17 protein-coding genes and 1 pseudogene are annotated in these 23,495 nt (G+C 71.5%); 7 read left to right on the top strand and 11 right to left on the bottom strand.

Annotated elements, in window-relative coordinates:
* Positions 1-249 precede the first annotated feature (249 nt).
* From ACWEN0_RS14905 to ACWEN0_RS14895, 3 genes are read right to left on the bottom strand one after another with little or no spacing between them, the layout of a single operon-like run.
* Positions 250-1,464 carry an SGNH/GDSL hydrolase family protein gene (locus ACWEN0_RS14905; protein WP_451973262.1) on the bottom strand — a complete coding sequence of 405 codons (1,215 nt, stop codon included), beginning with the start codon at positions 1,462-1,464 and terminating at the stop codon, positions 250-252.
* Positions 1,461-3,758: a beta-xylosidase/alpha-l-arabinosidase gene (locus ACWEN0_RS14900; protein ID WP_451973260.1), complete on the bottom strand. Its 2,298-nt coding sequence runs from the start codon at positions 3,756-3,758 to the stop codon at positions 1,461-1,463. Before ACWEN0_RS14900 ends, ACWEN0_RS14905 begins: the two co-directional genes overlap by 4 nt.
* A 29-nt stretch (positions 3,759-3,787) precedes the next feature.
* Positions 3,788-4,798: a LacI family DNA-binding transcriptional regulator gene (locus tag ACWEN0_RS14895; RefSeq protein ID WP_451973258.1), complete on the bottom strand. Its 1,011-nt coding sequence runs from the start codon at positions 4,796-4,798 to the stop codon at positions 3,788-3,790.
* Between the two features lie 134 nt (positions 4,799-4,932).
* Between ACWEN0_RS14895 and ACWEN0_RS14890 the strand changes: the two genes are divergently transcribed.
* Genes ACWEN0_RS14890 through ACWEN0_RS14875 form a run of 4 tightly spaced genes read left to right on the top strand, consistent with a single transcriptional unit; the run spans position 4,933 to position 11,005 of the window.
* Positions 4,933-6,222: an extracellular solute-binding protein gene (locus tag ACWEN0_RS14890; RefSeq protein WP_451973256.1), complete on the top strand. Its 1,290-nt coding sequence runs from the start codon at positions 4,933-4,935 to the stop codon at positions 6,220-6,222.
* Positions 6,219-7,190 carry a carbohydrate ABC transporter permease gene (locus tag ACWEN0_RS14885; RefSeq protein WP_451973254.1) on the top strand — a complete coding sequence of 324 codons (972 nt, stop codon included), beginning with the start codon at positions 6,219-6,221 and terminating at the stop codon, positions 7,188-7,190. Before ACWEN0_RS14890 ends, ACWEN0_RS14885 begins: the two co-directional genes overlap by 4 nt.
* Complete coding sequence (locus ACWEN0_RS14880) at positions 7,190-8,014, top strand: carbohydrate ABC transporter permease (RefSeq protein WP_451973252.1); 825 nt, start codon at positions 7,190-7,192, stop codon at positions 8,012-8,014. Before ACWEN0_RS14885 ends, ACWEN0_RS14880 begins: the two co-directional genes overlap by 1 nt.
* A gap of 15 nt (positions 8,015-8,029) precedes the next feature.
* Entirely contained in the window at positions 8,030-11,005 is a 2,976-nt protein-coding gene (locus ACWEN0_RS14875; RefSeq protein ID WP_451973250.1) for a glycosyl hydrolase 115 family protein, read from the top strand.
* A gap of 7 nt (positions 11,006-11,012) precedes the next feature.
* Here ACWEN0_RS14875 and ACWEN0_RS14870 read toward each other — a convergent pair whose 3' ends face one another.
* Positions 11,013-12,083 (bottom strand): LacI family DNA-binding transcriptional regulator, encoded by a 1,071-nt coding sequence (locus tag ACWEN0_RS14870; protein WP_451973248.1) that lies wholly within the window; start codon positions 12,081-12,083, stop codon positions 11,013-11,015.
* A 70-nt stretch (positions 12,084-12,153) separates the two neighbouring features.
* Between ACWEN0_RS14870 and ACWEN0_RS14865 the strand changes: the two are divergent.
* Positions 12,154-13,169, top strand: a pseudogene (locus ACWEN0_RS14865) (endo-1,4-beta-xylanase).
* Positions 13,170-13,185: 16 nt separating this feature from the next.
* Here ACWEN0_RS14865 and ACWEN0_RS14860 read toward each other — a convergent pair.
* The 3 genes from ACWEN0_RS14860 to ACWEN0_RS14850 all read right to left on the bottom strand — a co-directional run bounded on the left by ACWEN0_RS14860 (position 13,186) and on the right by ACWEN0_RS14850 (position 16,935).
* The gene (locus ACWEN0_RS14860; protein ID WP_451973246.1) at positions 13,186-14,118 is read right to left on the bottom strand and encodes an acyl-CoA desaturase; all 933 of its coding nucleotides are present in this window, start codon (positions 14,116-14,118) and stop codon (positions 13,186-13,188) included.
* A 244-nt stretch (positions 14,119-14,362) separates the two neighbouring features.
* The gene (locus ACWEN0_RS14855) at positions 14,363-15,616 is read right to left on the bottom strand and encodes a class I SAM-dependent methyltransferase (RefSeq protein WP_451973244.1); all 1,254 of its coding nucleotides are present in this window, start codon (positions 15,614-15,616) and stop codon (positions 14,363-14,365) included.
* 11 nt (positions 15,617-15,627) lie between these two features.
* Positions 15,628-16,935 (bottom strand): FAD-binding oxidoreductase, encoded by a 1,308-nt coding sequence (locus ACWEN0_RS14850; RefSeq protein ID WP_451973325.1) that lies wholly within the window; start codon positions 16,933-16,935, stop codon positions 15,628-15,630.
* 280 nt (positions 16,936-17,215) lie between these two features.
* Here ACWEN0_RS14850 and ACWEN0_RS14845 point away from each other — a divergent pair, with 280 nt between their 5' ends.
* A complete protein-coding gene (locus tag ACWEN0_RS14845; RefSeq protein ID WP_451973242.1) occupies positions 17,216-17,656 on the top strand; it encodes a DUF6292 family protein in 441 nt (146 codons plus the stop codon).
* Here ACWEN0_RS14845 and ACWEN0_RS14840 read toward each other — a convergent pair.
* The gene (locus ACWEN0_RS14840; RefSeq protein WP_451973240.1) at positions 17,635-18,075 is read right to left on the bottom strand and encodes an ATP-binding protein; all 441 of its coding nucleotides are present in this window, start codon (positions 18,073-18,075) and stop codon (positions 17,635-17,637) included. The two genes, ACWEN0_RS14845 and ACWEN0_RS14840, sit on opposite strands and share 22 nt — an antisense overlap.
* A 125-nt stretch (positions 18,076-18,200) precedes the next feature.
* Here ACWEN0_RS14840 and ACWEN0_RS14835 point away from each other — a divergent pair, with 125 nt between their 5' ends.
* A complete protein-coding gene (locus ACWEN0_RS14835; protein WP_451973238.1) occupies positions 18,201-20,012 on the top strand; it encodes a S9 family peptidase in 1,812 nt (603 codons plus the stop codon).
* On the opposite strand, the gene hpaD is transcribed toward ACWEN0_RS14835, so the two are convergent.
* From hpaD to dapA, 3 genes are read right to left on the bottom strand one after another with little or no spacing between them, the layout of a single operon-like run.
* Positions 19,995-21,032, bottom strand: coding sequence for a 3,4-dihydroxyphenylacetate 2,3-dioxygenase (gene hpaD / locus ACWEN0_RS14830; RefSeq protein ID WP_451973236.1), 1,038 nt, complete (start codon positions 21,030-21,032; stop codon positions 19,995-19,997). The genes ACWEN0_RS14835 and hpaD overlap by 18 nt on opposite strands.
* Positions 21,029-22,537 (bottom strand): 5-carboxymethyl-2-hydroxymuconate semialdehyde dehydrogenase, encoded by a 1,509-nt coding sequence (gene hpaE / locus ACWEN0_RS14825; RefSeq protein ID WP_451973234.1) that lies wholly within the window; start codon positions 22,535-22,537, stop codon positions 21,029-21,031. Before hpaE ends, hpaD begins: the two co-directional genes overlap by 4 nt.
* Entirely contained in the window at positions 22,534-23,481 is a 948-nt protein-coding gene (dapA, locus tag ACWEN0_RS14820; protein ID WP_451973232.1) for a 4-hydroxy-tetrahydrodipicolinate synthase, read from the bottom strand. Before dapA ends, hpaE begins: the two co-directional genes overlap by 4 nt.
* Positions 23,482-23,495: the final 14 nt, after the last annotated feature.

The raw sequence follows: 23,495 nt of genomic DNA, 5'->3' as shown, positions 1-23,495 counted from the left end.
GGGAGCGTCGACTGCGGATGGGGGACGAGCAGACGGCGACATGATAGGGGCAAGCCATGATCCCCGTCACAGGGCCCCGGGGTTCGAGACTCGCTTGTGTCCCAACAGATATTCAGCCCGAGTTAACGCTCTCCGGGTTGACTGGACCTGTGATCACGGTGTGTCAGGCGGAGGTCAGCGATCGGTGACGCCCGTCGCGGAATGGCGTCCAGGAATTGTCCACTTTCCGACGCCTGGACATTCTTCCGGTCATTCCCGGAATAGGTGCGCCGGAATGCTCTCGGCCAGGGCCCGGTACCCGGCGGGAGTGAGGTGCAGGTGGTCGCCGACGTCGAACGACGGCGACAGGCGCGTCGGGGAAGCGGGGTCGCGGACGACGCGGTCGAAGTCCAGGACGGCGTCGAAATGGCCGCGGATCCACGCGTTCACGGTGGTCCGCGCCGCCTCCCGCTCGGGTGCGTCGTAGCCGGCGTTGCCGCCGAACGGCGTCAATTTGGCGCCGTAGACCTGGATCCCGGCCGCGTGGGCCCGGGTCAGGATCTGGTCGTAGGCGTCGATCAGGTCCGCGGCGGTCGACGCGGCGGCCTCGGGGGTGGCCGTGCCGATGTCGTTGATCCCCTCGAACAGGATCGCCCGCGAAACCCCGCTCTGCGCCAGCAGATCACGGTCCAACCGGGCCAGCACGTTCGGGCCCAGGCCGTCTTGGAGGACCCGGTTGCCGCCCGCGGCCTCGTTGACCACCGCCGACGACAGGCGTGACGCCAGCACGTCCGGCCAGCGGTCGTTGCCGTTCGTCGTCGAGCCGCGGCCGTCCGACAGGGAGTCGCCGAGCACCGCGACCGCCGAGGCGGGCGAGAGCACCTCGATGCCGCTCAGGAAGTACCAGTGGTCGACCGGCGTCGCGCCCGGGAGGTCGAGCGCCGCGACCCGGTCGCCCGCGATCAGGTGGGTCGTCGTGCGCGAGCCCGGGTGGGAGGTGATCGCGAGCGTGCTCTGGCCGTGCGCGAGGTAGGTCGTCACGGTGATGTTCTCGAACGCGCGCACCGGGAACGGCAGCGGGTCCGACACCACCTGCGCGCCCATCGGGACCGTCGTCGACGGCTTGCCGTGGAAGGTCACCGGGAGCACGCTGCCGGGCACGACCGCCGCGACCCCCGCCCGCCCGTCGACCGGGCGCGCGACCGTGACGGCCGAAATCGGCAGCGGCGAGCCGCCGAACGCGTTGGAGAACCGCAGCCGGATCCGGGGACCTCCGACCGAGACGTGCGCGGTCTGCCGCAGCGAAGCGTTGTCCAGCACGCGGTCCGTGCCGGTGAACGGCGCCGGCGGCAGGTTCGACGGCTCGGTCAGCTGCGGCATCGCCGTCCACGTCGCCACCCACCGCACCGACGGCGGCCGCCCGGACGCTCCGGCGAACAACGCGGTCAAGACCACCAGGCCCGAGATCGCCCAGGTGCGTCTCACGACCCGAACTCCGGCGTCATCACCCGCTCGAAGCCGATTTCGCGGCGCGGCCCGGTCAGCGTGCAGTGCAGGGTCGCGACGACCTGCTCGCTCGAGGTCCCCACGCGCAGTTCGACGTCGCCGGGCTCGACGAGGCGACGGCCCGCGCGGCCGGTGTACGACGTCAGGTCCGCGTGCAGCCCGATGTCGACGACGACGGTCGCCCCCGGCTCGACCGAAACCCGCCGGGCCGCGATCAGCTGGCGCTCGGGCCGCGCGACCTCCGCCACCGGGTCGTGCAGGTACACCTGGACCACTTCGGACGCCGGCCGCGCGTGGTCGTTGCGCAGGGTCACCCGGACCCGGCAGACGCCGTCCGTCGGCCAGAGGGAGCCCGTCGCGCTGACGTCGGCCCAGGTCACCGGCGCGTAGGACAGCCCGTGGCCGAAGGGGAACAGCGCCGAGGGGTCGACCGTGCTGACCTCACTGCGCCGGCCGAGCGGCGCCGCGAGGTAGGTCGACGGCTGGCTCGCCCCGGCCGCCGGGAAGCTCACCGGCAACCGCCCGGACGGGTTGATCCGTCCACTGAGGACACCTTCCAGTGCCGGGCCGCCCTCTTCGCCCGGGTAGAAGCCGCAGACCACGGCGGCCAGCCGGCCGATCTGCCGCGACAGCTCGTACGGACGTCCGGAGAGCAGCACCAGCACCACCGGCTTGCCCGTCGCGAGCAATGCTTCGAGCAGCTCCTCCTGCCGCCCCGGCAGCCGCAGATCGGCCGCGTCGCAGCCTTCCCCGGACGTCCCGCCGCCGAAGAGCCCGGCCCGGTCACCCAGGACCGCGACGCACACGGACGCGTCCGCGCACGCCGCGACCGCTTCCGCGATCCCGTCGTCGTCGCCACCGGTGACCGGGCAGCCCAGCGCGTAGGTGACGTCGAACGACGACCGCAGCGCTTCCACCACGGTCGGCACCGAAACCCCGAACGGGACGTCGGGGTGGTGGACGCCGACGTGCAGCGGGAACGAGTAGCAGCCGAGCATCGCGCCGGGCGTGTCCGCGCGCGGGCCCACGACGGCGACGCGCGCGCCGGGGGAGAGCGGCAGCGTCCCGTCGTTGTGCAGCAGCACGATCGACTTCTCGGCCACCTCGCGAGCCAAGGTCCGCGAGGCCGCGTCGTCGAGGTCGACCGTCTCGGGCACCTCCGGCGCCCAGCCCGCGTCGAGCAGGCCGAGCTCGCACTTCTGGCGCAGTACCCGTTCGAGGGCGCGATCGACGGCGGCGGCGTCGACCGCACCCTCCTCCACCGCGGCGAGCAGTGGCTCGCCGTAGCAGTCCATGGTGGGCAGTTCGATGTCGATGCCCGCGGTCAGGGCCTGCCCCGCGGCGTCCGCGCGGTCGGCCGCGACGCCGTGCAGCCGGTGCAGGAACGCCACGGAGAAGTAGTCGGAGACGACCGTGCCGTCGAAGCCGTAGGTGTCGCGCAGCAGTTCCGTCAGCAGCGCCGGATCGGCGGCGGACGGGACACCGTCGGTGTCGGTGTAGGCGTTCATCACCGACCGCGCGCCGGCTCGCAGCGCCAGCTCGAACGGCGGCAGCAGGACGTCCGCGATTTCGCGTGGGCCGGCGGAGACCGGGGCCAGGTTGCGCCCGGCGCGTGAAGCCGAGTAGCCGACGAAGTGCTTCAACGTCGCGATCACGCCGGCCGACTCCAGCCCGGCGACGTACGCGCTCCCGATGGTCCCGACGAGGTACGGGTCCTCGCCGATCGTCTCCTCGACGCGGCCCCAGCGCAGGTCGCGCGCGACGTCGAGGACCGGCGCCAGGCCCTGGTGCACGCCGAGCGCGCGCATGCTCCGCCCGATGCGCGATGCCATGCGGCGCACCAGGTCCGGGTCGAACGTCGCGCCCCAGGACAGCGGCGCCGGGTAGATCGTCGCCTGCCAGGCCGCCAGCCCGGTGAGGCATTCCTCGTGCACGACGGCGGGGATCCCGAAGCGGTTGCTGGAGACGATCTGCCGCTGCGTGCGGGCGAGGCTGTGCGCGCCGATCAGCGGTTCGACCGGCCGCGTGCCGAACACGCGGGTGAGCTGGCCGATGCCGTGGCGGACCAGGTCGTCGAGGTCGACCGCGGCGCCGACGAAGTCGTGCTGGTGCGGCGCCATCTCCCCGCCGGAGTCGATGCCGACCCAGACGCCGTAGAGCTGGGCGAGCTTCTCGCGCAGGGTCATGCGCCCCATCAGGGCGCGGACGCGTTCGCCCGGGTCGGCCGCGGGGTCGCGCCACGGCTCGGGCGCCGTGGTGGGCTGCGTGGTCAAGGCGTTCCGCCCTTCTGCTGGGGGAGTGGTCAGGAGAGGGCGCGGGTCGAGTGCCGCACCACCAGGCCGGTGTCGAGGGTGACGTGGGTGCGCTCGACCTCGTCGCCGTTGATCAGCGCGATGAGCATGCTGATCGCCCGGTGGCCCATCTCCCGGATCGGCTGGTCCACTGTGGTCAGTGGCGGGCTGCAGAGCGCGGACTCGGGGACGTTGTCGAAGCCGACCACGGACAGGTCGTCGGGCACGGAAAGGCCCAGCTCACGAGCCGCGCCGACGGTCGCGATGGCCGAGATGTCGTTGGCGGCGAACACCGCCGTCGGGCGGTCGCGGCCGGTGAGCAGGTCGTGCGCCGACGCCGCCGAGACCTCCGGGTCGTAGGCGCCGATCCGGATCAGGCTCTCGTCGGCCGGCACGCCCGCGGCCTCCAACGCCCGCAGGTAACCGGCTTTCCGCAGCTCGGCCGACTCGAGGTCGGGGCGGCCGGAGAGGAACGCGATCCGCCGGTGGCCCAGCTCGAGCAGGTGCTCGGTGGCCAGCTGCGCGCCGCGCAGGTTGTCGGAGTCGATGGTCGGCAGGTGCGACGGGCCGGTGTGCGGGTCGACCGCGACGACCGGCGTGCCCGGTACCGCTTCCAGCGAGACGGCCGGCGTGACCAGCACGGCGCCGTCGACGAGCGTGCCGGAAAGCCGGGACAGGTACCGCTTTTCCCAGCCGGCCGGGTCGCCGGTGCGCCCGCCCGCGGAGTAGACGACGAGCTCGAACCCGCTGCCGCGGATGGCGTCGGCGGCGCCCTTGAGCAGCTCGGTGGAGAACGGTTCGAGGTCGGCGACCAGGATCCCGATCACGTTGGTCCGGTGGTTGCGCAGGCTCTGGGCCACGAGACTCGCCTCGTAGCCGAGCTCTTCGATCACCGCTCGGACCTTCGCGAGCGTCGCGGCGGAGACGCCGTAGCGCTCATTGATCACTTTGGACACCGTGGCCACCGAGACGCCGGCCCGGGCCGCGACGTCACGGATGGTCACCCTCGAACTGGGCTGCATCGGCTCAGACTAGCCATGTAAAACGTTATCGACAACGATTGACATCCGATTTGCCCCAGGTGCAGACTCTTCGCCAACCCGGGCGCTGTCACGCCCCGTCCAACTCGGCCGAAGTCGTCAGGAGTGGACCCACGATGTTTGCGAAACGCCGGATCCCCGTTCTCGCCGCTCTCGCGGCCGTCGTTCCGCTCGCGCTTTCGGCGTGCGGGGGAAGCGATACGCCCGCCCAGCCGAGCGGCCCGGTCACCCTCACCTGGTGGCACAACGGCACCACCGACCCGCTGAAGACGATCTGGGAGAAAGTCGTCGCCGACTACCACCAGGCGCACCCCGACGTCACGATCAAGGCCCAGCCGCTGCAGAACGAGGACTTCACCACGAAGGTCCCGCTCGCCCTGCAGGGCGCCGAGCCGCCGGACGTCTACCAGTCCTGGGGCGCCGGCGAGCTGAAGTCGCAGGTGACGTCGGGCAAGGTCGCCGACATCACCGACGCGACCAAGGCGTGGATCTCCGGGGCCGGGAAGTTCGCCGAGAACTGGCAGGTCGACGGCAAGCAGTACGGCGTCCCGTTCGAGCAGCACTTCGTCGGGTTCTGGTACCGCAAGGACCTGTTCCAGCAGGCCGGGATCACCACGCCGCCGAAGACGATGGACGACCTCGACGCCGCCGTCTCGCAGCTGAAGGCCAAGGGCATCGCGCCGATCGCGGTCGGCGGCAAGGACCGCTGGCCGGATGCGTTCTACTTCAACTACTTCGCCGTCCGCGAGTGCTCTGCCGACGTGCTCAAGCAGTCGGTCCAGGCGGTCAAGCTCGAGGACCCGTGCTGGACGAAGGCCGGGCAGGACCTCAAGAACTTCCTGGCCACGCAACCGTTCCAGACGGGGTTCGCCGGCACGCCCGCCCAGCAGGGCGCGGGCAGCTCCGCGGGCCTGGTCGCCAACGGCAAGGCGGCGATGGAGCTGCAGGGCGACTGGGAACCCGGCACGATGTCGTCGCTGACCGAGGACAAGCAGCTGGACTCGAAGGTCGGCTGGTTCCCGTTCCCGTCGGTCGCGGGCGGGCAGGGCGACCCGGCGGCGGTGCTCGGCGGCGGTGACGGGTTCGCCTGCACCAGCCGGGCGGCGAAGGCGTGCGCGGACTTCCTCTCCTACCTCAACACCGAGCCCATCCAGACGCAGATCGCCGCGCAGGGTGCCGGCCTGCCCGTCAACGCCGTCGCCGCGAAGTCGCTGAAGACCGACACGCTCAAGCAGGTCTACGACTACGGCATCAAGGCGCCCTACCTGCAGATGTACTTCGACAAGGCGTTCCCGACCGCGGTCGGCGCCGCGCTGAACGACGCCGTGGCCAACATGTTCGCGGGCCAGGGCACCCCCGAAGGCATCGTCACCGCCGTCAACCAGGCCGCGGCGGGCAACAAGTGACCACGGCGACGACGCCGGTGCGAGCGGCGGCGCGGCCGCCCGCACCGGCGTCGCGCCCCCGGGCGCGACGCTCCGGCCTGGGCAAACGGCTCGAGCTCGCGTTCCTGCTGGGGCCGGCGCTGCTGCTGTTCGCCGGCTTCGTCCTGGTGCCGATCGGGATCGCCGCGTTCTACAGCCTGTTCCAGTGGAACGGCTTCGGCCCGCTGGACGACTTCATCGGGTTCGACAACTACGTCGACGCCTTCACCGGCTCGGTGTTCCAGGGCGCGATCGTGCACAACCTGATCATCGCCGGGCTGTCGATCGTGGTGCAGCTGCCGCTGTCGATCGGGCTGGCGATGCTGCTCAACCGGAAGCTGCGGGGCCGCGCGGTGCTGCGGGCCCTGGTCTTCGCGCCGTACGTCCTGTCCGAGGCGATCACCGCGGTGATCTGGGTGCTCATGCTGCAGCCGTCCGGCTTCGCCGACCAGGTGCTGCAGGGCGTGGGCCTCGGCGGCCTGGTCCACCAGTGGCTGGCCGACCCGGGCATCGTGCTCTACACGCTGTTCGCGGTGATCACCTGGAAGTACATCGGCTTCGGCATCATCCTGCTGCTCGCCGGGCTCCAGGGGGTGCCCGCCGAGCTGCGCGAAGCCGCGGCGCTCGACGGCGCGTCGGCCTGGCAGACCACCCGGCACGTCGTGCTGCCGCTGCTGGGGCCGACCATCCGGATCTGGGTCTTCCTGTCGGTGATCGGTTCGCTGCAGCTGTTCGACGTCGTGTGGATCATGACGCTGGGCGGGCCGGCGAACGCGTCGACGACGATGGCGACCTACCTCGTCGACCACGGCTTCAAGCGCTACGAGTTCGGGTTCGGCTCCGCCGTCGCGGTGATCCTCTTCGTCATCTGCTTCGTGTTCGCCCTGCTGTACCAGCGGTTCGCGCTCCGCCGTGACACCGAGGGCGCCCTGACGAGGATGGTGGGCTGATGCGCGGCCGTCGGTTCGGCATGGCGACGGGGTACCTCGCGGCGATCGTCGTGCTCGGCGTGACGATCGTGCCGCTGCTGTTCGTCGTGCTCGGCGGGTTCCGCACCAACGCGCAGATCAACTCCGACCCGGCCGGGCTGCCCGGCCCGTGGGTCACGGACAACTACGCGGCGGTCCTGGGCTCGAGCGCGTTCTGGACGTTCCTCGGCAACAGCGCGCTGATCGCGGTGATCGCGACCGCGGTCGCCGTCGGCCTGGGTTCGATGGCGGGGTACGCGCTTTCGCGGTACCAGTTCAAGGGCCGGGAAGCGCTGTACACGCTGTTCACGCTCGGCTTGCTGTTCCCGCTCACGGTGGCGACGCTGCCGCTGTACCTGTGGCTGCGGCAGCTCGGCATGCTCGAAAGCTTCTGGGGCGTGGCGATTCCCGAGGCGGCCTTCTCGCTGCCGGTGACGATCGTGATCCTCCGTCCGTTCATGCACGCCATCCCGGGTGAGCTCGAGGACGCCGCCGTCCTCGACGGCGCGAGCCGGCTCGGGTTCTTCTGGCGGATCCTGCTGCCGTTGTCGACGCCCGCGCTGACGACGGTCGCCGTGCTCGCCTTCGTCACCAGCTGGAACGCCTACCTGCTGCCGCTGCTGGTGTTCAACGACGCGGCACACTTCACGCTCCCGCTCGGCGTCGCGTCGTTCCAGTCGCAGTACTCCCAGGACACCGCGCGGGTGCTCGCGTTCACCGCGCTGTCGATGATCCCCGCGCTCGCGTTCTTCGTGCTCGCCGAACGGCGCATCGTCGGCGGGCTGACCGGATCCGTGAAGGGCTGACTCAGGAGGTCTGCCGTGCCGTCCGAGGTCCATCGCCGTGCCTTCTTGCGGTTGCTCGCGCTGGCCGGGGCGGGGTCCGCCGTGCCGGATTCGGCCTCGGCCGGGACGGGCTTTCCGTTGGTGTCGCGGGGAACGGCCGCGACGATCGTCGTGAGCCCCGGCGACCTGCCGGGCGTGCGGCGGGTGGCGGGCGACCTGGCCGCCGACGTCGAGCGCGTGACGGGGGTCCGGCCGGCTGTCTCGGACGTGGTCCCGGCGGACGGGCCGGTGGTGCTGGTCGGGACGCTCGGCCACAGTCCGCCGGTCGACTCGCTGGTCGCCGCCGGTCGCCTCGACGTCCGGGAGGTCGCCGGGAAGTGGGAGACGTCGCTGAGCCAGGTGGTCGGCGGGCAGCTGGTGCTGACCGGCAGCGACCAGCGCGGCGTGATCTACGGCGTCTACGAGATCTCGCGGCGGATCGGCGTCTCGCCGTGGTACTGGTGGGCCGACGTCCCGCCCGCGCGGCGGGCCGAGCTGCACCTCCCGGGCGAGCGGTTCAGCCTGGGCACGCCGCACGTGAAGTACCGCGGGTTCTTCATCAACGACGAGAACCCGGCGCTCGGCACGTGGGCGCCGGCGTATTTCGGGCCGGGGCTCGCACCCGGCTATCCGGGCGGCTTCAACCGGAACTTCTACGCCAAGGTCTTCGAGACCATGCTGCGGCTGCGGGCCAACTACCTGTGGCCGGCCGTGTGGGGCCGTGCGTTCGCCGAGGACGACCCGCTCAACCACGCGACGGCCCAGGAATACGGCATCGTCATGGGCACCTCGCACGAGGCGCCGATGATGCGCGGCATCGAAGAGTGGAACCGGCACGCGACGCCGGGGCACGACCCGTACGGCGGCACGGGGGAGTGGAGCTTCCGCCGCAACGGCGAGGCGATCAAGGCCTACTGGACCGAGGGCATCCGCCGGATGGCCAGGGAGGGCTTCGAGGGCGTCGTCACGCTCGGCATGCGCGGCAACGGCGACGTCAGCCTGCCCGACGGCGACGGCATCGAGCTGATGCGCGAGATCCTGGCCACCGAGCGGGACATCCTGGCCCGCGAGCTGAGCACCGACGTCCCGCAGGTGTGGACGCTGTACAAGGAGGTCCAGCGCTACTGGGCGCAAGGCCTGCGCCCGCCGGACGACGTCATCGTGGTGTTCACCGACGACAACTGGGGCAACATCCGCAAGCACCCGGATCTGTCGCTGCCCCCGCACCCCGGCGGTTACGGGCTGTACTACCACTTCGACTACGTCGGCGGCGGCCGCAACTACAAGTGGGTCGACACGGCGTTGCTCGCGAACACGTGGGAGCAGCTCGACCAGGCCGTGGCGTACGGGAACGACCGGCTGTGGGTCGCGAACGTCGGCGACCTGAAGGGCAACGAGCTGCCGCTGCAGTTCTTCCTCGACTACGCCTGGGACCCTTCGGCACTGCCCGGAACGCGACTGTCCACATGGGAACGTGAGTTCGCGGCCACGAACTTCGGCGCCGCGCTGGCATCGGACATCGCCGCAGTACTGCACGATTACGGGCGGCTGCAGTCGCGTCGCAAGCCCGAGCTGCTGAACCGGCTGATCACCGTGGACGCCGCCGGGGTGATCACCTACGACGACCAGGCCTCGCCGTTCAGCCTGGTCGACTACCGCGAGCTGGACCGCGTCACCGACGAGTGGCACGAGCTGTCCGCACGGGCGTCCCGCCTCGCGGCGCGGGTGCCCGCCGCCTGTCAGGACTCGTTCTACGAGCTGGTCCTGTACGAGGTCACGGCGTCGGCCAACCTCTACGCGCTGCGGCGCGCCGAGTTCACGAACCTGCTGTACGCGGCGCAGGGACGCGCCTCGGCGAACGGGCTCGCCGACGTCACCGAAGCGCGCTTCGCCGACGACCTGGCGTTGGCCGAGAAGTACAACACGGGCATCGCGGGCGGCAAGTGGAAGGGGTTCCAGACCCAGCCGCACATCGACTACGGCGATGTCGCGCGCTACGGCCCGAACGCGCCGTGGCAGCAGCCCGAGCTGAACAACGTCGCGCTCCCGGACGTCATCTTCCCGGCCGTGAAGCGGCTTTCGCCGCCTTCCGAAGCGTCGCTGGGGGTTGCCGTCGACGGTGCGGCGGAGGCGTGGCCGGGCGCTCCGGGACGCCCGGCGCTGCCGGAGTTCAGCCCGTACCAGACGGCGCCGCCGCAGTACGTCGACGTCTTCAACCGCGGCCGGACACCGTTCCGCTGCACCGTTTCCGCCGGTGCTCCCTGGGTACTGGTCGAGCCGCGCGGCGGCCGGGTTGAGGAGGAGCTGCGGATGACCGTCCGGATCGACTGGGCCCGGGCGCCGAAGGGCACCACGACCGTCCCGGTCACGGTGACGGGTGCGGGTGCATCGGTGGTGGTGGACGCCGTCGTCCGGAACCCGCCGGTGCCGTCGTCCTGGCGGCGCGGGTTCGTCGAAGCCGGGGGATACGTGTCGATGGAGGCTTCGCACTGCAGCGCGAACGTCGGCGCTCCGGGTGCGTCCTGGCGCCGGATCGCCGATCTCGGCATGACGCCGTTCCCGGTGACGGCGGCGAGCCGGACGCCGGGGGCCGGGCCACGGCTGGAGTTCCGGATGACGCTGTTCACAGCGGGCCCGCTGACGGTCTGGGCCTACCTTGCGCCGCGCAGCAACGTCCTGCAGGGCGACGGCCTGCGCTACGCGGTGTCCTTCGACGACGCCGCACCGCAGGTCGTGAACATCACGAAGGCCACGGGCGCGGACGACCTGACGATGAACCGCCCGTGGGAACGCACCACCTCGGACAACGTGAACCTGACCTCGACGCGGCACGAAGTGGGCGCGCCGGGCCCGCACGTGCTGAAGGTCTGGATGGTCGACCCCGCCGTGGTCGTCCGGAAGCTGGTGGTCGACACCGGCGGCCTGCGGCCGAGCTACCTCGGGCCGCCGGAGAGCATGCGGTGGCCGGGATGAGCCGGGCCTACTTCGCCCCGCTGGTCAGCGCTTCCCGGACCTGGCGGGCCGGCGCCGCCGTGCTCTGGCGGACCACCAGGCTCGTCGCCAGCTCGAGCCGGTGGCTCTCCTGGTGGGTCCCCCGGGCCAGGGAAATCGCCAGCCGGGCCCCGGCGGCGGCCATCTCCTGCAGCGGCTGGCGGACCGTCGTCAGCTCCGGGGTCAGCCAGCGGGCGACCGGCAGGTCGTCGAACCCGACGACGCTCAGGTCGTCCGGGATCCGCAGGCCCGCGTCGCGCGCGGCCTCGTACACGCCGAGGGCCTGCAGGTCGCTGCCCGCGAACACCGCCGTCGGCCGGTCGGGGAGGGTGAGCAGTGACGCCAGTTCCCGGTAGCCGGACCGGACGTGGAAGTCGCCGCGGCGCACCAGCGCCGGGTCGAACGCCAGCCCGGCCGTCTCCAGCGCCGTGCGGTAGCCGTCGATGCGGGCGCGGCTGCACAGCACCCCGTCCGGCCCGCCGATCATCGCGATCCGGCGGTGCCCCAGCTCCACCAGGTGTTTCGTGGCGGTCAGCCCGCCCTGCCAGTTCGTCGCCCCGATCGAGGGCGTCTCCGGCCCGGGCGCGCCCGCCGGGTCGACCACGACGAGCGGGATGTCGCGGGCTCTCAGCTTCGCCAGCTGTCCGCCGGTGAAGTCGGAGCACACGGAAACGATGCCGACCGGCCGCCGGGCGAGCACGCTTTCCAGCCAGCTCTGGCCGGGCGTGTGCCGTCCCGACGATTCCGCGAGGACGACCGCCATTCCGTTTTCGCGGGCAACGCACTCGACCCCGCGGATGATTTCGAGGGCCCAGGTGCTTTCGAGTTCGTGGAACATCAGTTCCAGGAGCCGGGAACGCCGCGATCGTTCGTCCGCGCGGCGGCGGTAGCCGTATTTCCCGATGACCGCTTCCACGCGGGCGCGGGTGCTTTCGGCGACGTCGGGCCGTCCGTTCAGGACCTTCGAGACGGTCGGCACGGAAACTCCGGTCTCGGCGGCGATCCTGGCGATGGTGACCCGGGACGCGGCCGGCTCGAGATCCTCGGACTTCGTTGTCATGAAGGAGATTCTAAATCATCGAAACCCGGTTTGACACGCTTCGAAACTTTCGCTGAACGAAGGGAATGAGATGGTGCGTGGAATTGCGCTGAAACGTGCCCTGGTGGCGGTTGCGGCCGTCGCGGGTATTGCGGTGTGGCAGGCGCCGGCGGCATCGGCGTCCGTTCCGCTGAAAGACATCACCCATCGCTACGTGGGCAGTGCGGTGGGCGCGGCCTACCTCGCGTCGGAACCCGATTACCGGGCCGTGCTGACCCGGGAATTCGACAACGTGACGCCCGAAAACGAGATGAAATGGGGGGTGGTCGAGCCGGTGCGCGGGCAGTACGACTGGTCGGGCGCCGACGCGATCGTCCGCTACGCGCAGCAGCACCACAAGACCGTCCGCGGCCACACGCTGGTCTGGCACTCCCAGCTCCCGGACTGGGTGGCCGCGCTCCCGGCCGACGAGCTCCGCCGCGTCCTGCGCGACCACATCACCACGGAAGTCAAGCGGTACAGGGAAAGGTCCGCGCCTGGGACGTCGTCAACGAGATCTTCAACGAAGACGGCACCCGGCGTGACACGGTCTTCCGGCAGAAGCTCGGCGACGGCTTCGTCGCGGACGTCTTCCGCTGGGCGCACGCCGCCGACCCCTCGGCCACCCTGTACCTCAACGACTACAACATCGAAGGCCGCAACCCGAAGAGCGACGCGGTCTACGACCTGGTGAAGACGCTGCGGCGGCAGGGGGTCCCGATCGGCGGGGTCGGCGTCCAGGCGCACCTGTCCATCCAGTACGGCTTCCCGGCGGAGTACCGCGCCAACCTGGACCGCCTGACGAAGCTCGGGGTGGACGTCGCGATCACCGAGGCGGACGTCCGCATCCCGACCCCGCCGGACGCGGCGAAGCTCGACACGCAGGCGAGCTACTTCGACCAGCTGTGGGACGGCTGCCAGGCGGTCCGGCGGTGCGTCGAGTTCACGACCTGGGGCTTCACGGACCGGCACTCGTGGGTCCCGGGCGTCTTCCCGGGCGAGGGCGCGGCGTGCCTGTTCGACGAGAACTTGCAGCCGAAGCCGGCCTACCTCCGCATCAACCCCTGACCGGGCCGCGGGCGGCTCAGCGGGCGAGGGCCGCGAGCCGCTTCGCGGTGGGCCAGCGGACGTTCCAGGCCCAGCCGAGCTTTTCGAACGCCCAGATCACCCGGGCGGAGACGTCGAGCTGGCCGCGCAGCACGCCGTGGCGGGCCGAGGTCGGGTCCGCGTGGTGGGTGTTGTGCCAGGACTCGCCCATCGACAGGATCGCCAGGGGCCAGAAGTTCGCCGAGCGGTCGCGGCTGGTGAACGGCCGTTCGCCGAGCATGTGGCAGATCGAGTTCACCGACCACGTCACGTGGTGCTGGAAGGAGATCCGGGCGAGACCGGCCCAGAGGAACGCCGTCAGCGCGCCCCACCACGACAGCGTGATCAGCCCGCCGAGCAGCGGCGGGAGCAGCAGGCTCGCGGCGACCCACAGGGGGAAGAGCCGGTCGACGACCCGCATGTCGCGGTCGGCGGCGAGGTCGGGTGCGAAGCGGTCGATGTTGGTCTTGTCGCGCCCGAAGAGCCAGCCCATGTGGGCGTGCCAGAAGCCGCGGGCGAGTGCCATCGCGGAGGTCCCGAACAGCCACGGCGAGTGCGGATCGCCCTCGCGGTCGGAGAAGGCGTGGTGGCGGCGGTGGTCGGCGACCCAGCCGATCACCGGGCCCTGCGCCGCCATGCCACCGGCGATGGCCAGGGCGATCCGCAACGCCCGCTTCGCGCGGAACGCGCCGTGCGTGAAGTAGCGGTGGTAGCCGACGGTGATGCCTAGCGTCGACACCACGAAGAACGCGCCGCCGATCGCCAGGTCGAGCCAGCTGACGCCCCAGCCCCAGAACACCGGGACGGCCGCGGCGAGCGCGAGGAACGGGACCAGCAGGAACGTGCGGATGGTGATCAGCTCGGCGATCGACTGCCGGCCGGAGAGCACGGGTTTGGGGGCCGGTCGGGACGGTTTGACGGACGCGGTCATGCATCACTCGTTTCGAGGTCACCGCGCGCGGGACGGGTCCACGGCGCGGGGCGCCGGGGAGCGGGAACACCCGGCGATCAGCGGTCTGCGGGTGGCCGGGCCAGTCGCCGCTCCTGTCGGCGAACGGGCTCGAAGGCCACCGGCGAGAGCGAAGCCGGCTGGACGCCGGCGTGCGGGGAGCTCTCGACCGGTCCTACGTTACCGGATCGTTGTGAATCCGCAGTGTGGCCGCGGGCCGAGGGGCTCAGACTCCCCAGTCGGGCCGCAGCGGCATGCCCATCCCGCCTTCGCTGTCGGTCCGCACCCCGAGGATCTGGTGCAGCTCGATCTCCCGCCGCTCGAAGGCCAGCCGGCAGGCCGCGAGGTAGAGCGCCCACACCCGGCTGCGCCCGGCTCCGGCCTCCTCGACCGCCTCGTCCCAGTGTTCGTCGAGGTTCGCGCACCACCCGGCCAAGGTCATCGCGTAGTGCTCGCGCAGGTTCTCCGAGTGCCGGACCTCGAGCCCGGCGTCGTGCATGGCCGTGACGAGCTCACCGGGGGCCTCGAGCTCGCCGTCGGGGAAGACGTAGCGGTCGATGAACCCGCGCGAGCGGTGCGCGACGCTGGTGTCCGGGTTGGTGATGCAGTGGTTGAGCAGGCGCCCGTGCGGCTTGAGCTTCTCCGCGAGGAACCGGAAGTACCCGGGCACGTTGCGGGCGCCGATGTGCTCGGTCAGGCCGATCGACGAGATCGCGTCGAACCCGGTCTCGGTGACGTCCCGGTAGTCGAGGTGGCGGATCTCGGCGCGGTCGGCCAGGCCGAGGGCGACGATGTTCTTCTGCGCCCACTGGGCCTGCTCGCGCGAGAGCGTGACGCCGAGCGCCTGGACGCCGTAGTGCCGGACGGCGTGCGCGACCATCCCGCCCCAGCCGCACCCGACGTCGAGCAGCCGCATCCCGGGTTCGAGGCCCAGCTTGCGGCAGACCAGGTCGAACTTGTGCGCCTGCGCTTCCTCCAGCGACGAGTCCGCCTCGGGGAACACTGCGCACGTGTAGGCCATCGACGGGCCGAGGACCAGCTCGTAGAAGCGGTTGGACACGTCGTAGTGGCTGGCGATGGCCTCGCTGTCGCGGCCCTTCGAATGCCGCAGCGCGGTCATGCCGCGCCGGAACCGGCTCGGGTGCTCCTCGGCGGGCGGCTTGACGACCCGCAGGTGGCGGGGGCCGAGCTTGCGCAGCAGCCACACCCGGTCGGCCGGGCTGAGCTGGTCGACCTGCGACGAGAGGGCGTGCAACGCGGTGTAGAGGTCGCCGGAAACGTCGAGGGCTCCCGCGACGTACGCGCGGGCCAGGCCGAGGTCGCCGGGCGAGGACATCAGGTAGTCGAGGGCCAGCGGCGAGCGCACCTGGATCGCGACGGGCGCGTCGGCCGGGCCGCTGCTGCTGCCGTCGTAGGCGGTGATCGACACGCTGGCGCGGGGGCCGAGGAGCCGCTCGAAAACTGCGCCGACTGTGGTCACGTTCGTTCCTTTCACCTGCGGCGGACGCACTTCTCGTAGAGCCCGAGCAGCCGCCCGTCCGGGTCGTAGCCGCGCTTGAGCTCGCGGTAGGCGTCGCCGTTGTAGAGCCGCCAGAACTCGTCTTCGGAGTAGAAGCTGTCCGAATAGAGCGACTTGTGCCCGCCGAGCCGGGTGACCTCGGCTTCGATCATCCGGTTGTGCACGCCGTCGCGTTCGCCGGGGTCGAGGGGCACGGCCGACCAGAACCCGAAGTTGACGTACAGCTCGTCGGGGTCCAGTTCGTAGAGGGGCCAGCGGACGCCGCCCGGGCGCTGGCGCAGCGGGCAGATCCAGACCGGGCTGATCGGGATCTCCCGTTCGAAGAACTCGAGGAACTCCGCGGCGCGGGCGAGCGGGACCTCGATGTCCTGCACGATGGTCTCCTCGGGCGGCAGGCGCCGGAGCTTCAGCAGCCGTTCGGCGATCTTGAGCCGCCGGTCGAGCGCGACGGCCTTCCAGTACACCGAGGACCGCAGGAACCGGCGGCCGAGCAGCAGCCGCGGCAGCCGGTGCTGGACGCCGAACGCGCGGGAGCACCAGAACCAGTCGGTGTCCCAGCGCCACAGGTAGTCGCGGACGGTGAGGTGGTCGGTCTCGCGGCGCGGGATCGAGCGGTAGTAGATGTCGAGCCAGGTGTAGTCGCTGGTCGCCGGCGCGGTGTCGGTGAAGTTCGCCAGGGTCAGGTAGAGCTCGTCCGGCCCGAAGACGGTCCCGTCGACGAAGTCCACGTGCTCGCCGCCGTACTCGCTCTTCGCACAGATCTCGCCGAGGGCCGCGAAGTAGCTCTCGCGATCGTGGTGGCGGACGTGGCGGAGCCGCACGAACGGCTTGACCGGCTCCAGCTCGATCCGCAGCCGCAGCGCGTAGCCGAGGGTGCCGTAGGAGTTGGGGAAGCCGCGGAAGAGGTCGCGGTGCTCGTTGTCCGGCCGGGCGACGACGATCCGGCCGTCCCCGGCGAGCACCTCGAGCTCGAGCACCGACTCGTGCGGCATGCCGTTGCGGAAGGACGAGGACTCGATGCCGAGACCGGTGACCGCGCCGCCGAGGGTGATGGTCTTCAGCTGCGGCACGACCAGGGGCATCAGGCCGTGCGGCAGGGTGGCGTCGACGAGCTGCTCGTAGGTGACCATCCCCTCGACGTCGGCGGTGCGGCTCTCCGGGTCGACGCGCAGCACGTGGGTGAAGCCCGACACGTCCAGTCCCGGGTGCTTCGTCCGGGCCCGGGAGCGGAAGAGGTTGGACGTCCGCTTCGCCAGCCGGACGGTGCTCTCGCCGCTCATCGCGGTGAGCTGCCGCCGCAGGGCGTCGACGCGGGCTTCGTGTTCGGGGAAGGCCGGGGCTTCGGCGGCTCCGGCCCGTTGGGTGGTCACCACCTGATCCTGCCTCACGCGAAGGGCCGCCGCATCGTTCCCTCCGGGTGAGGAAAGCCCGGGCGTCCCGCGAGGTGGGAACCCGCAGCTGTGCGGCCCTCGGATCTTCGTGGTTGACCGCGCGGGACGCGGGGTATCCGGCGCCCGGACCGCGGGGATCCCGCGGCGGAGCGGGGAAAGCGAGGCGGCGTTGAGCATTCTGATCGACTTGGGGCGTGACACGGAGTTCTCGTTCGAGCGGCGGCTGCGCGGCTACCTGGGCGAGGTGGCCCGGGCCGTCGGGGTGGGGCTGGAGTCCTGCACCCTGGACGCGGGCACCCCCGCGTCGGCGTACATCGCCCTCGACTGGCGGCTTGACCGGTTCCCCCGCCACGACCTGGCCCTGGTCTGGGACGAACGGCACGGCTGGGGCGCGGCGGTCGAGGACGCCGACGGGGCGACGGTGCTGACCTACCTGGGCGGCGAGGTGGTTCCCGAACCCCGCGCGGTGGTCCGGTTCCTCGCGGCGGTGCGGGCCGCCGACCCGGACGTCGGCACCCTCGACGCGCCGGCGTTGCGGGAGGCGGGCGAGCACGAGCAACTGCTGTCCGCGCTGGTTCCGGCGGCCGGTCAGCGCTCGCGGAACAGGTGAACCGGCACCAGCGCCCAGACGACCTTCCCCTCCCGCGTCGCACGGACGCCCCAGGCGTTCGAGAGCTGGTCGACCAGCCGCAGGCCGTGGCCGTCACCGGAGGCCACCTGCTCGACCGAGTCGTCCCCGTCGGCCACCTCCACCAGCAGGCCTCGCGGCTCGCGCGTCACCCGTAGCCGCGAGGGCGCGGCCGAGTGCCGGTAGGCGTTGCCGACCAGCTCGTCGACCACGAGCAGCACCGCGCCGAGCGGCTCGTCGCGCGGCCGGCCGAAGCCGAGGCAGCTCGCGACCGTCGCGCGGACCCGGCGTGGCTGGGGCCGCGCGCTCAGGTCCAGGTTCAGCTCGGCCGACGCGGCCACCCGCAGCACGAGCTGCTCGACCGCGAGGGCCCACTCCGTCTCCCCACCCGTTGCCTCCATCGCCGCGGCACCTCCTCCGGAGGGGTTCGTCGTCGGCCGGGCCGCGGATGGGTCAGCGGGTCGCCTGGCGGAAGAGGTCCGCGGCTTGTGGCGGCTCTGAGCCGAAGCCGGGCAGACTGGGCCCGGTGACTCTGACGGCAGAGGCGGTAGCCGACCGCGAAGTACCCCGGACCCCGCGGATCTCCCCGGACGGCCGGTGGGTCGTGTTCGTGACGGCCCCGGTCGGGCGGGTGGGACCGCACCCGGTGACCGCGCTGTGGCTGGTCCCTTCGGATGGCAGCACGCCACCGCGCCGGCTGCCCTGCACCGGCGACCAGCCGCGCTGGGCGGCGGACTCCGGCTCGGTGTTCTTCCTTGCCGGGCACGAAGAAACGTCCCAGCTGCACCGGATCGGCGTGGACGACAGCGGGCCCGAACGGCTCACGAAGTGGCCGACCGGTATCGACTGCTTCGAGCCGCTGCCGGACGGGAGCGGAGTGGTGCTGATCGCCTCGGAAGCAGGGGACCGGCCGGATCCGCGGGTCCGGGTGGTGTCGGCGGCCGGGCGCCCGGTCTGGGACACCGTCGCCCGCCGCGCCCGGCTGTGGCGGCTCGAGCTGCCGACCGGGGAGGTCGTCCCGCTCGGTGAGCTCGGCTCCCGGCACGTCCGCGAGGTCGCCGTCCGCCAGGACGGCGGCGCGCTGGGCGTGCTCACCTGGTCCGGTGCCGACCGCGAACCCGGCAGCTTCGAACCCGGCCTGCACGTCGTCGATCTCGCCACCGGCGCGACGCGCGATCTCGACCCGCCCGCCTTCGACGCGGCCTCGCCGGTGTGGTGGCTCGACGGGACGGACTGGCGCCTCGCGTACCTGGGCGTGACCCCGCCCGGTCTGATCGGCGGCACCGCGGTCCTCGCCGACGGCGAGAACCTCACCGCCGGGCTGGAGATCTGTCCGCTCGAGCTGGCGCAGGCCGACGACGGCCGGCCGCTCGTGTTGTTCGCCGAAGGCCTCGACACGACGATCCGCCCGCTCGACCCGGCCTTTCCGGAACTCGCCAGGGTTCGCGGGCATGTCGGGGCCCTGAACGTCCGTGGTGACCGGGTGGCGGTGGTCGTGAGCACCGGCACCGAGCCCGACGACGTCCACGCCGGACCGGTCACCGGCCCGCTGACCCGGCTCAGCGAGACCGCGCCGGAGTTCGGCGACATCCGCTGGGGCACCCAGGAACGCCTCTCCTACCGGGCTTCGGACGGCCTGGAGCTCGACGGCCTCCTGATCCTCCCGCCGGGGGAGCACGACGGGCCGCTCCCGCTCGTCACCCTGATCCACGGCGGCCCGGACGACCGGTACTCCGACCGCCTCAACCTGGGCTGGTTCCCCTCGGGCCAGTGGCTGGCGACGGCCGGTTTCGCGGTCTTCCTCCCGAACCCCCGCGGCGGCTGGGGGCACGGGCACGCGTTCGCGGTGAGCGTGGCCGGCGACGTCGGCGGCGGCGAGTTCGCCGACGTCCTCACCGGCATCGACCTGCTCGTCGAGCGGGGCATCGCCGACCCGGCGCGGCTCGGTATCGGCGGCTGGAGCCACGGCGGGTTCTTCGCCGCGTGGGCCGTCACGCAGACCGACCGCTTCGCCGCGGCGCTCGTCGGCGCGGGCGTGACCGATTGGCCACTGCTGGCCGTGACCGGCGAACTCACCCGGTTCGACGGTGCACTGGGCGGCCGAGAAAACAGCCCGATCACCCACGCCGCCCGGATCCGCACGCCGGTCCTCATCCTGCACGGCGAGGACGACACGAACGTCCCGCTGTCGCAGGCCGAAGTCCTGCACCGGGCGCTGCTCGACCGCCCGCACGAGTTCGTCGTCTACCCGCGCGAAGGCCACTCGATCCGCGGACGCGACCACCAGCTCGACGTCCTGCGCCGTACCCGTGCCTGGTTCTCAGACCTGCTCGCCTAACTTGAACTCCGCCGCTTCACGACCGAAGGAGAACCCGTCCGCGCCGATGGTGACGTCGGCTTCGCGCGGCTCGGCGCGGGGGACGACCGGGGCGACCGAACCCCCGAGGTCCAGCACCACGGACGCGTCGGTGTACCAGCTCGGCACCACCGGGTTGCCCCACCAGTCGCGGCGCTGGTTGTCGTGGACGTCCCAGGTGATCACCGGGTTGTCGGGGTCGCCCGTGTAGTAGTCGTGGGTGTAGATCTCGATGCGGTGCCCGTCGGGGTCGCGGACGTAGAGGTAGAACGCGTTCGAGACGCCGTGCCGGCCCGGGCCGCGCTCGATCATGCCCGGCTTGCGCAGCGCGCCCAGGTGGTCGCAGATGTGCAGGATCTGGTGCCGTTCGTGGGACGCGAACGCGATGTGGTGCAGCCGCGGGCCGTCGCCGCCGGTCAGCGCCACGTCGTGGACCGTCGGCTTGCGGAACATCCAGGCCGCGTACACGGTGCCGTCGTCGTCCTGGATGTCCTCGGACACGCGGAAACCCAGGCCCTCGTAGTACTTCCTGGCCGCCGGGACGTCCGGGGTGTCGAGGTTGAAGTGGTCCAGTCGCGAGAGCGCGCCGGCGCCGTGGACGTCGTAGCGTTGCGTGAACCGCTCGACGTGCTCGGCTTCGTGGAAGAACTCGACCGGGAACCCGAGCGGGTCGATCACGCGCACCGCTTCCCCGATGCCGCGGGTCGCACCCGCCGGGCGGCGCTGCACCGGAACACCCAGCGAACGGTAGTAGGCCTCCGCGAGATCGAGGTCCGCGGCGCCGCGGACGCGGTAGGCCAGCACGGCCAGCGCGGGCGTCGGGCCCTTCCGCAGCACCAGCGAGTGGTGCAGGTACTCCTCGAACGCCCGCAGGTACAACGCCGAAGAGTCCTCGTGAGTCACGACTAGCCCGAGCACGTCGACGTAGAACGCGCGTGACGCGGCCAGGTCCGTGACGACGAGTTCGGCGTACGCGCAGCGAAGGATGTCCGGCGGAGTCATGATCGTTCCTTCCCGTCGGCGCCGAACCGGGCGGTGTGCACCGGGCCGAGCGAGACGTGGATCGCCTGCTGGTGGGTGTAGAAGTCGAGGGAGCGGTAGCCGCCTTCGTGGCCGAGACCCGACGCCTTGACCCCGCCGAAGGGCGTCCGCAGGTCGCGGACGTTGTGCGAGTTCAGCCAGACCATCCCGGCCTCGACCGACTGCGCGAAGGTGTGCGCCCGCCGCAGGTCGGACGTCCACAGGTACGCGGCCAGGCCGTACTTGACGTCGTTGGCGAGCGCCAGCGCTTCGGCCTCGGTGTCGAACGGCGTCAGCGCCACCACCGGCCCGAAGATCTCCTCCTGGAAGATCCGCGCGGTCGAGGGGACGTCGGCGAACACCGTCGGCGCGACGTAGTTGCCGGTGTCCGAACCGGACGGACGTCCGCCGCCGGCCAGCAGCCGCCCTTCGGACTTGCCCAGTTCGACGTACCGCATCACCTTCTCGTAGTGCTCGGGGTGCACGAGGGCGCCGACTTCGGTGGCCGGGTCGTGCGGGTCGCCGACGACGATGTTCGCCGCCCGCTCCGCGTACCGCGCGCAGAACTCGTCGTAGATCGGCCGCTCGACGAGGATGCGGCTGCCCGCGGTGCAGCGTTCGCCGTTGAGCGAGAAGACGCCGAACAACGTCGAGTCGAGCGCGGCGTCGAGGTCGGCGTCGGCGAAGACGATCGCCGGGGACTTGCCGCCCAGCTCCATCGACATGCCCTTGAGCCCGGCCGCGCAGTTGCGGTAGATCGTCTGCCCGGTCGTGGTCTCGCCGGTGAAGGAGATCAGCGGGACGTCCGGGTGCTTGACGAGCGCGTCGCCTGCTTCCTCACCGAAGCCGTTGACCAGGTTGAAAACGCCCTCCGGGAGGCCCGCTTCGGCGAAGATCGACGCCCACAGGCTCGCCGACAGCGGCGTGAACTCGGCGGGCTTGAGCACGACCGTGCAGCCCGAAGCCAGCGCGGGCGCGAGCTTCCAGCTCTCCAGCATGAACGGCGTGTTCCACGGCGTGATCAGCCCGGCGACGCCGACCGGCTTGCGGTGCACGTAGTTCACCTGCCGGCCGGGGACCTGGTAGGTGTCGTCGGCCTGGGCGACGACGAGGTCGGCGAAGAACCGGAAGTTCTCGGCCGCGCGCTGCGCCTGTCCGAGCGCCTGCGTGATCGGCAGTCCCGTGTCGAACGTCTCGAGTTCGGCGAGCCGCCGGTCCTGGGCCTCGACGGCGTCGGCGATCTTGTTCAGCACCCGCGCGCGGGCCCGCGGCAGCATCCGCGGCCACGGCCCGTCGGCGAACGCCGTGCGTGCCGCCGCGACGGCACGATCGATGTCTTCGGCCTGGCCCGCGGCCGCGGTCACGTACGGGGTGTTCGACACCGGGTCGAGCACGTCGAACGTCTTCCCCGAGACGCTGTCGACGAGCTGCCCGCCGATGTAGTGCTTCAGCTCGCCCGGCAGTCCTTCCGGGACGTAGTGGGTCATTCTGTTCCCTTCACGGTGAAGCCTTCGGTCGGCGAGAGGTACTTCGCGCCTTCGGCCATGAGGTCCTTGATGCGGCCGACGCCGGCCTCGGTCGGCGGGATCAGCGGCGGCCGGACGTGCCCGGACGCGATCAGCCCGCGCTCCTCGAGCACCCACTTCCCGGGTGCCGGGTTGGTTTCGACGAACAGCAGGTCGACCAGCGGGTGCAGGCCGTAGTGGATCTCGCGGGCGCGTTCGTGGTCGCCCGACTGCCAAGCGGTGTACATCTCGGCGCACGCGGCCGGCGCGATGTTCGCCGTCGCGCTGACGAACCCGGCGCCCCCGAGGGCCAGCAGCGGCAGGCAGAGCAGCTCGATCCCGGACCACACCAGCAGTTCCCGTCCGCACTGGTGCAACACGCGGGAGAAGTGCTCGAAGTCCTTCGTCGTCTCCTTGATGCCGACGAAGTTGTCGCACGAGCGGAACAACCGCGCCACCGTCTCCGGCGCGAGGTCGACCGCCGTCCGGCTCGGCACGTTGTAGGCGACGATCGGCAGGTCCGGGAACTCGCGGCACACCGTCCGGTACCAGACGAACAGCGCGTCCTGGGTGGGCCGCGCGTAGTACGGCGTGATGACCAGTGCCGCGTCGATCCCGGCGTCCCGCGCGAGGGCCGTCAGTTCCAAGGTCTCGTCGAGTTTCGCGGAGCCGGTGCCCGGGACGAACGGGACGCGGTCGCCGGCCTCGCCGGCCACGGTCCGGATCGCCTCGGCGCGCTCGGCGACCGTCTGGGAGCCGGGTTCGCCGGTCGAGCCGCCGATGGAGATGCCGTGCGTGCCCGAGGCGAGTTGCCACCGCACCAGGTTGACGAGCCCGTCGTGGTCGACGGCGCCCTCGGCGGTGAACGGCGTCATCAGCGGCGCGATCGACCCGCGGATGGCCTGGGGGTCGGAGCGGAAGCGCATGGGTTCCCTTTCGC

It is taken from the genome of Amycolatopsis sp. NPDC004378 (assembly GCF_053602455.1).
Note: the sequence above shows the minus strand (reverse complement) of the source record. Positions and strands in the feature narration are given on the sequence as shown.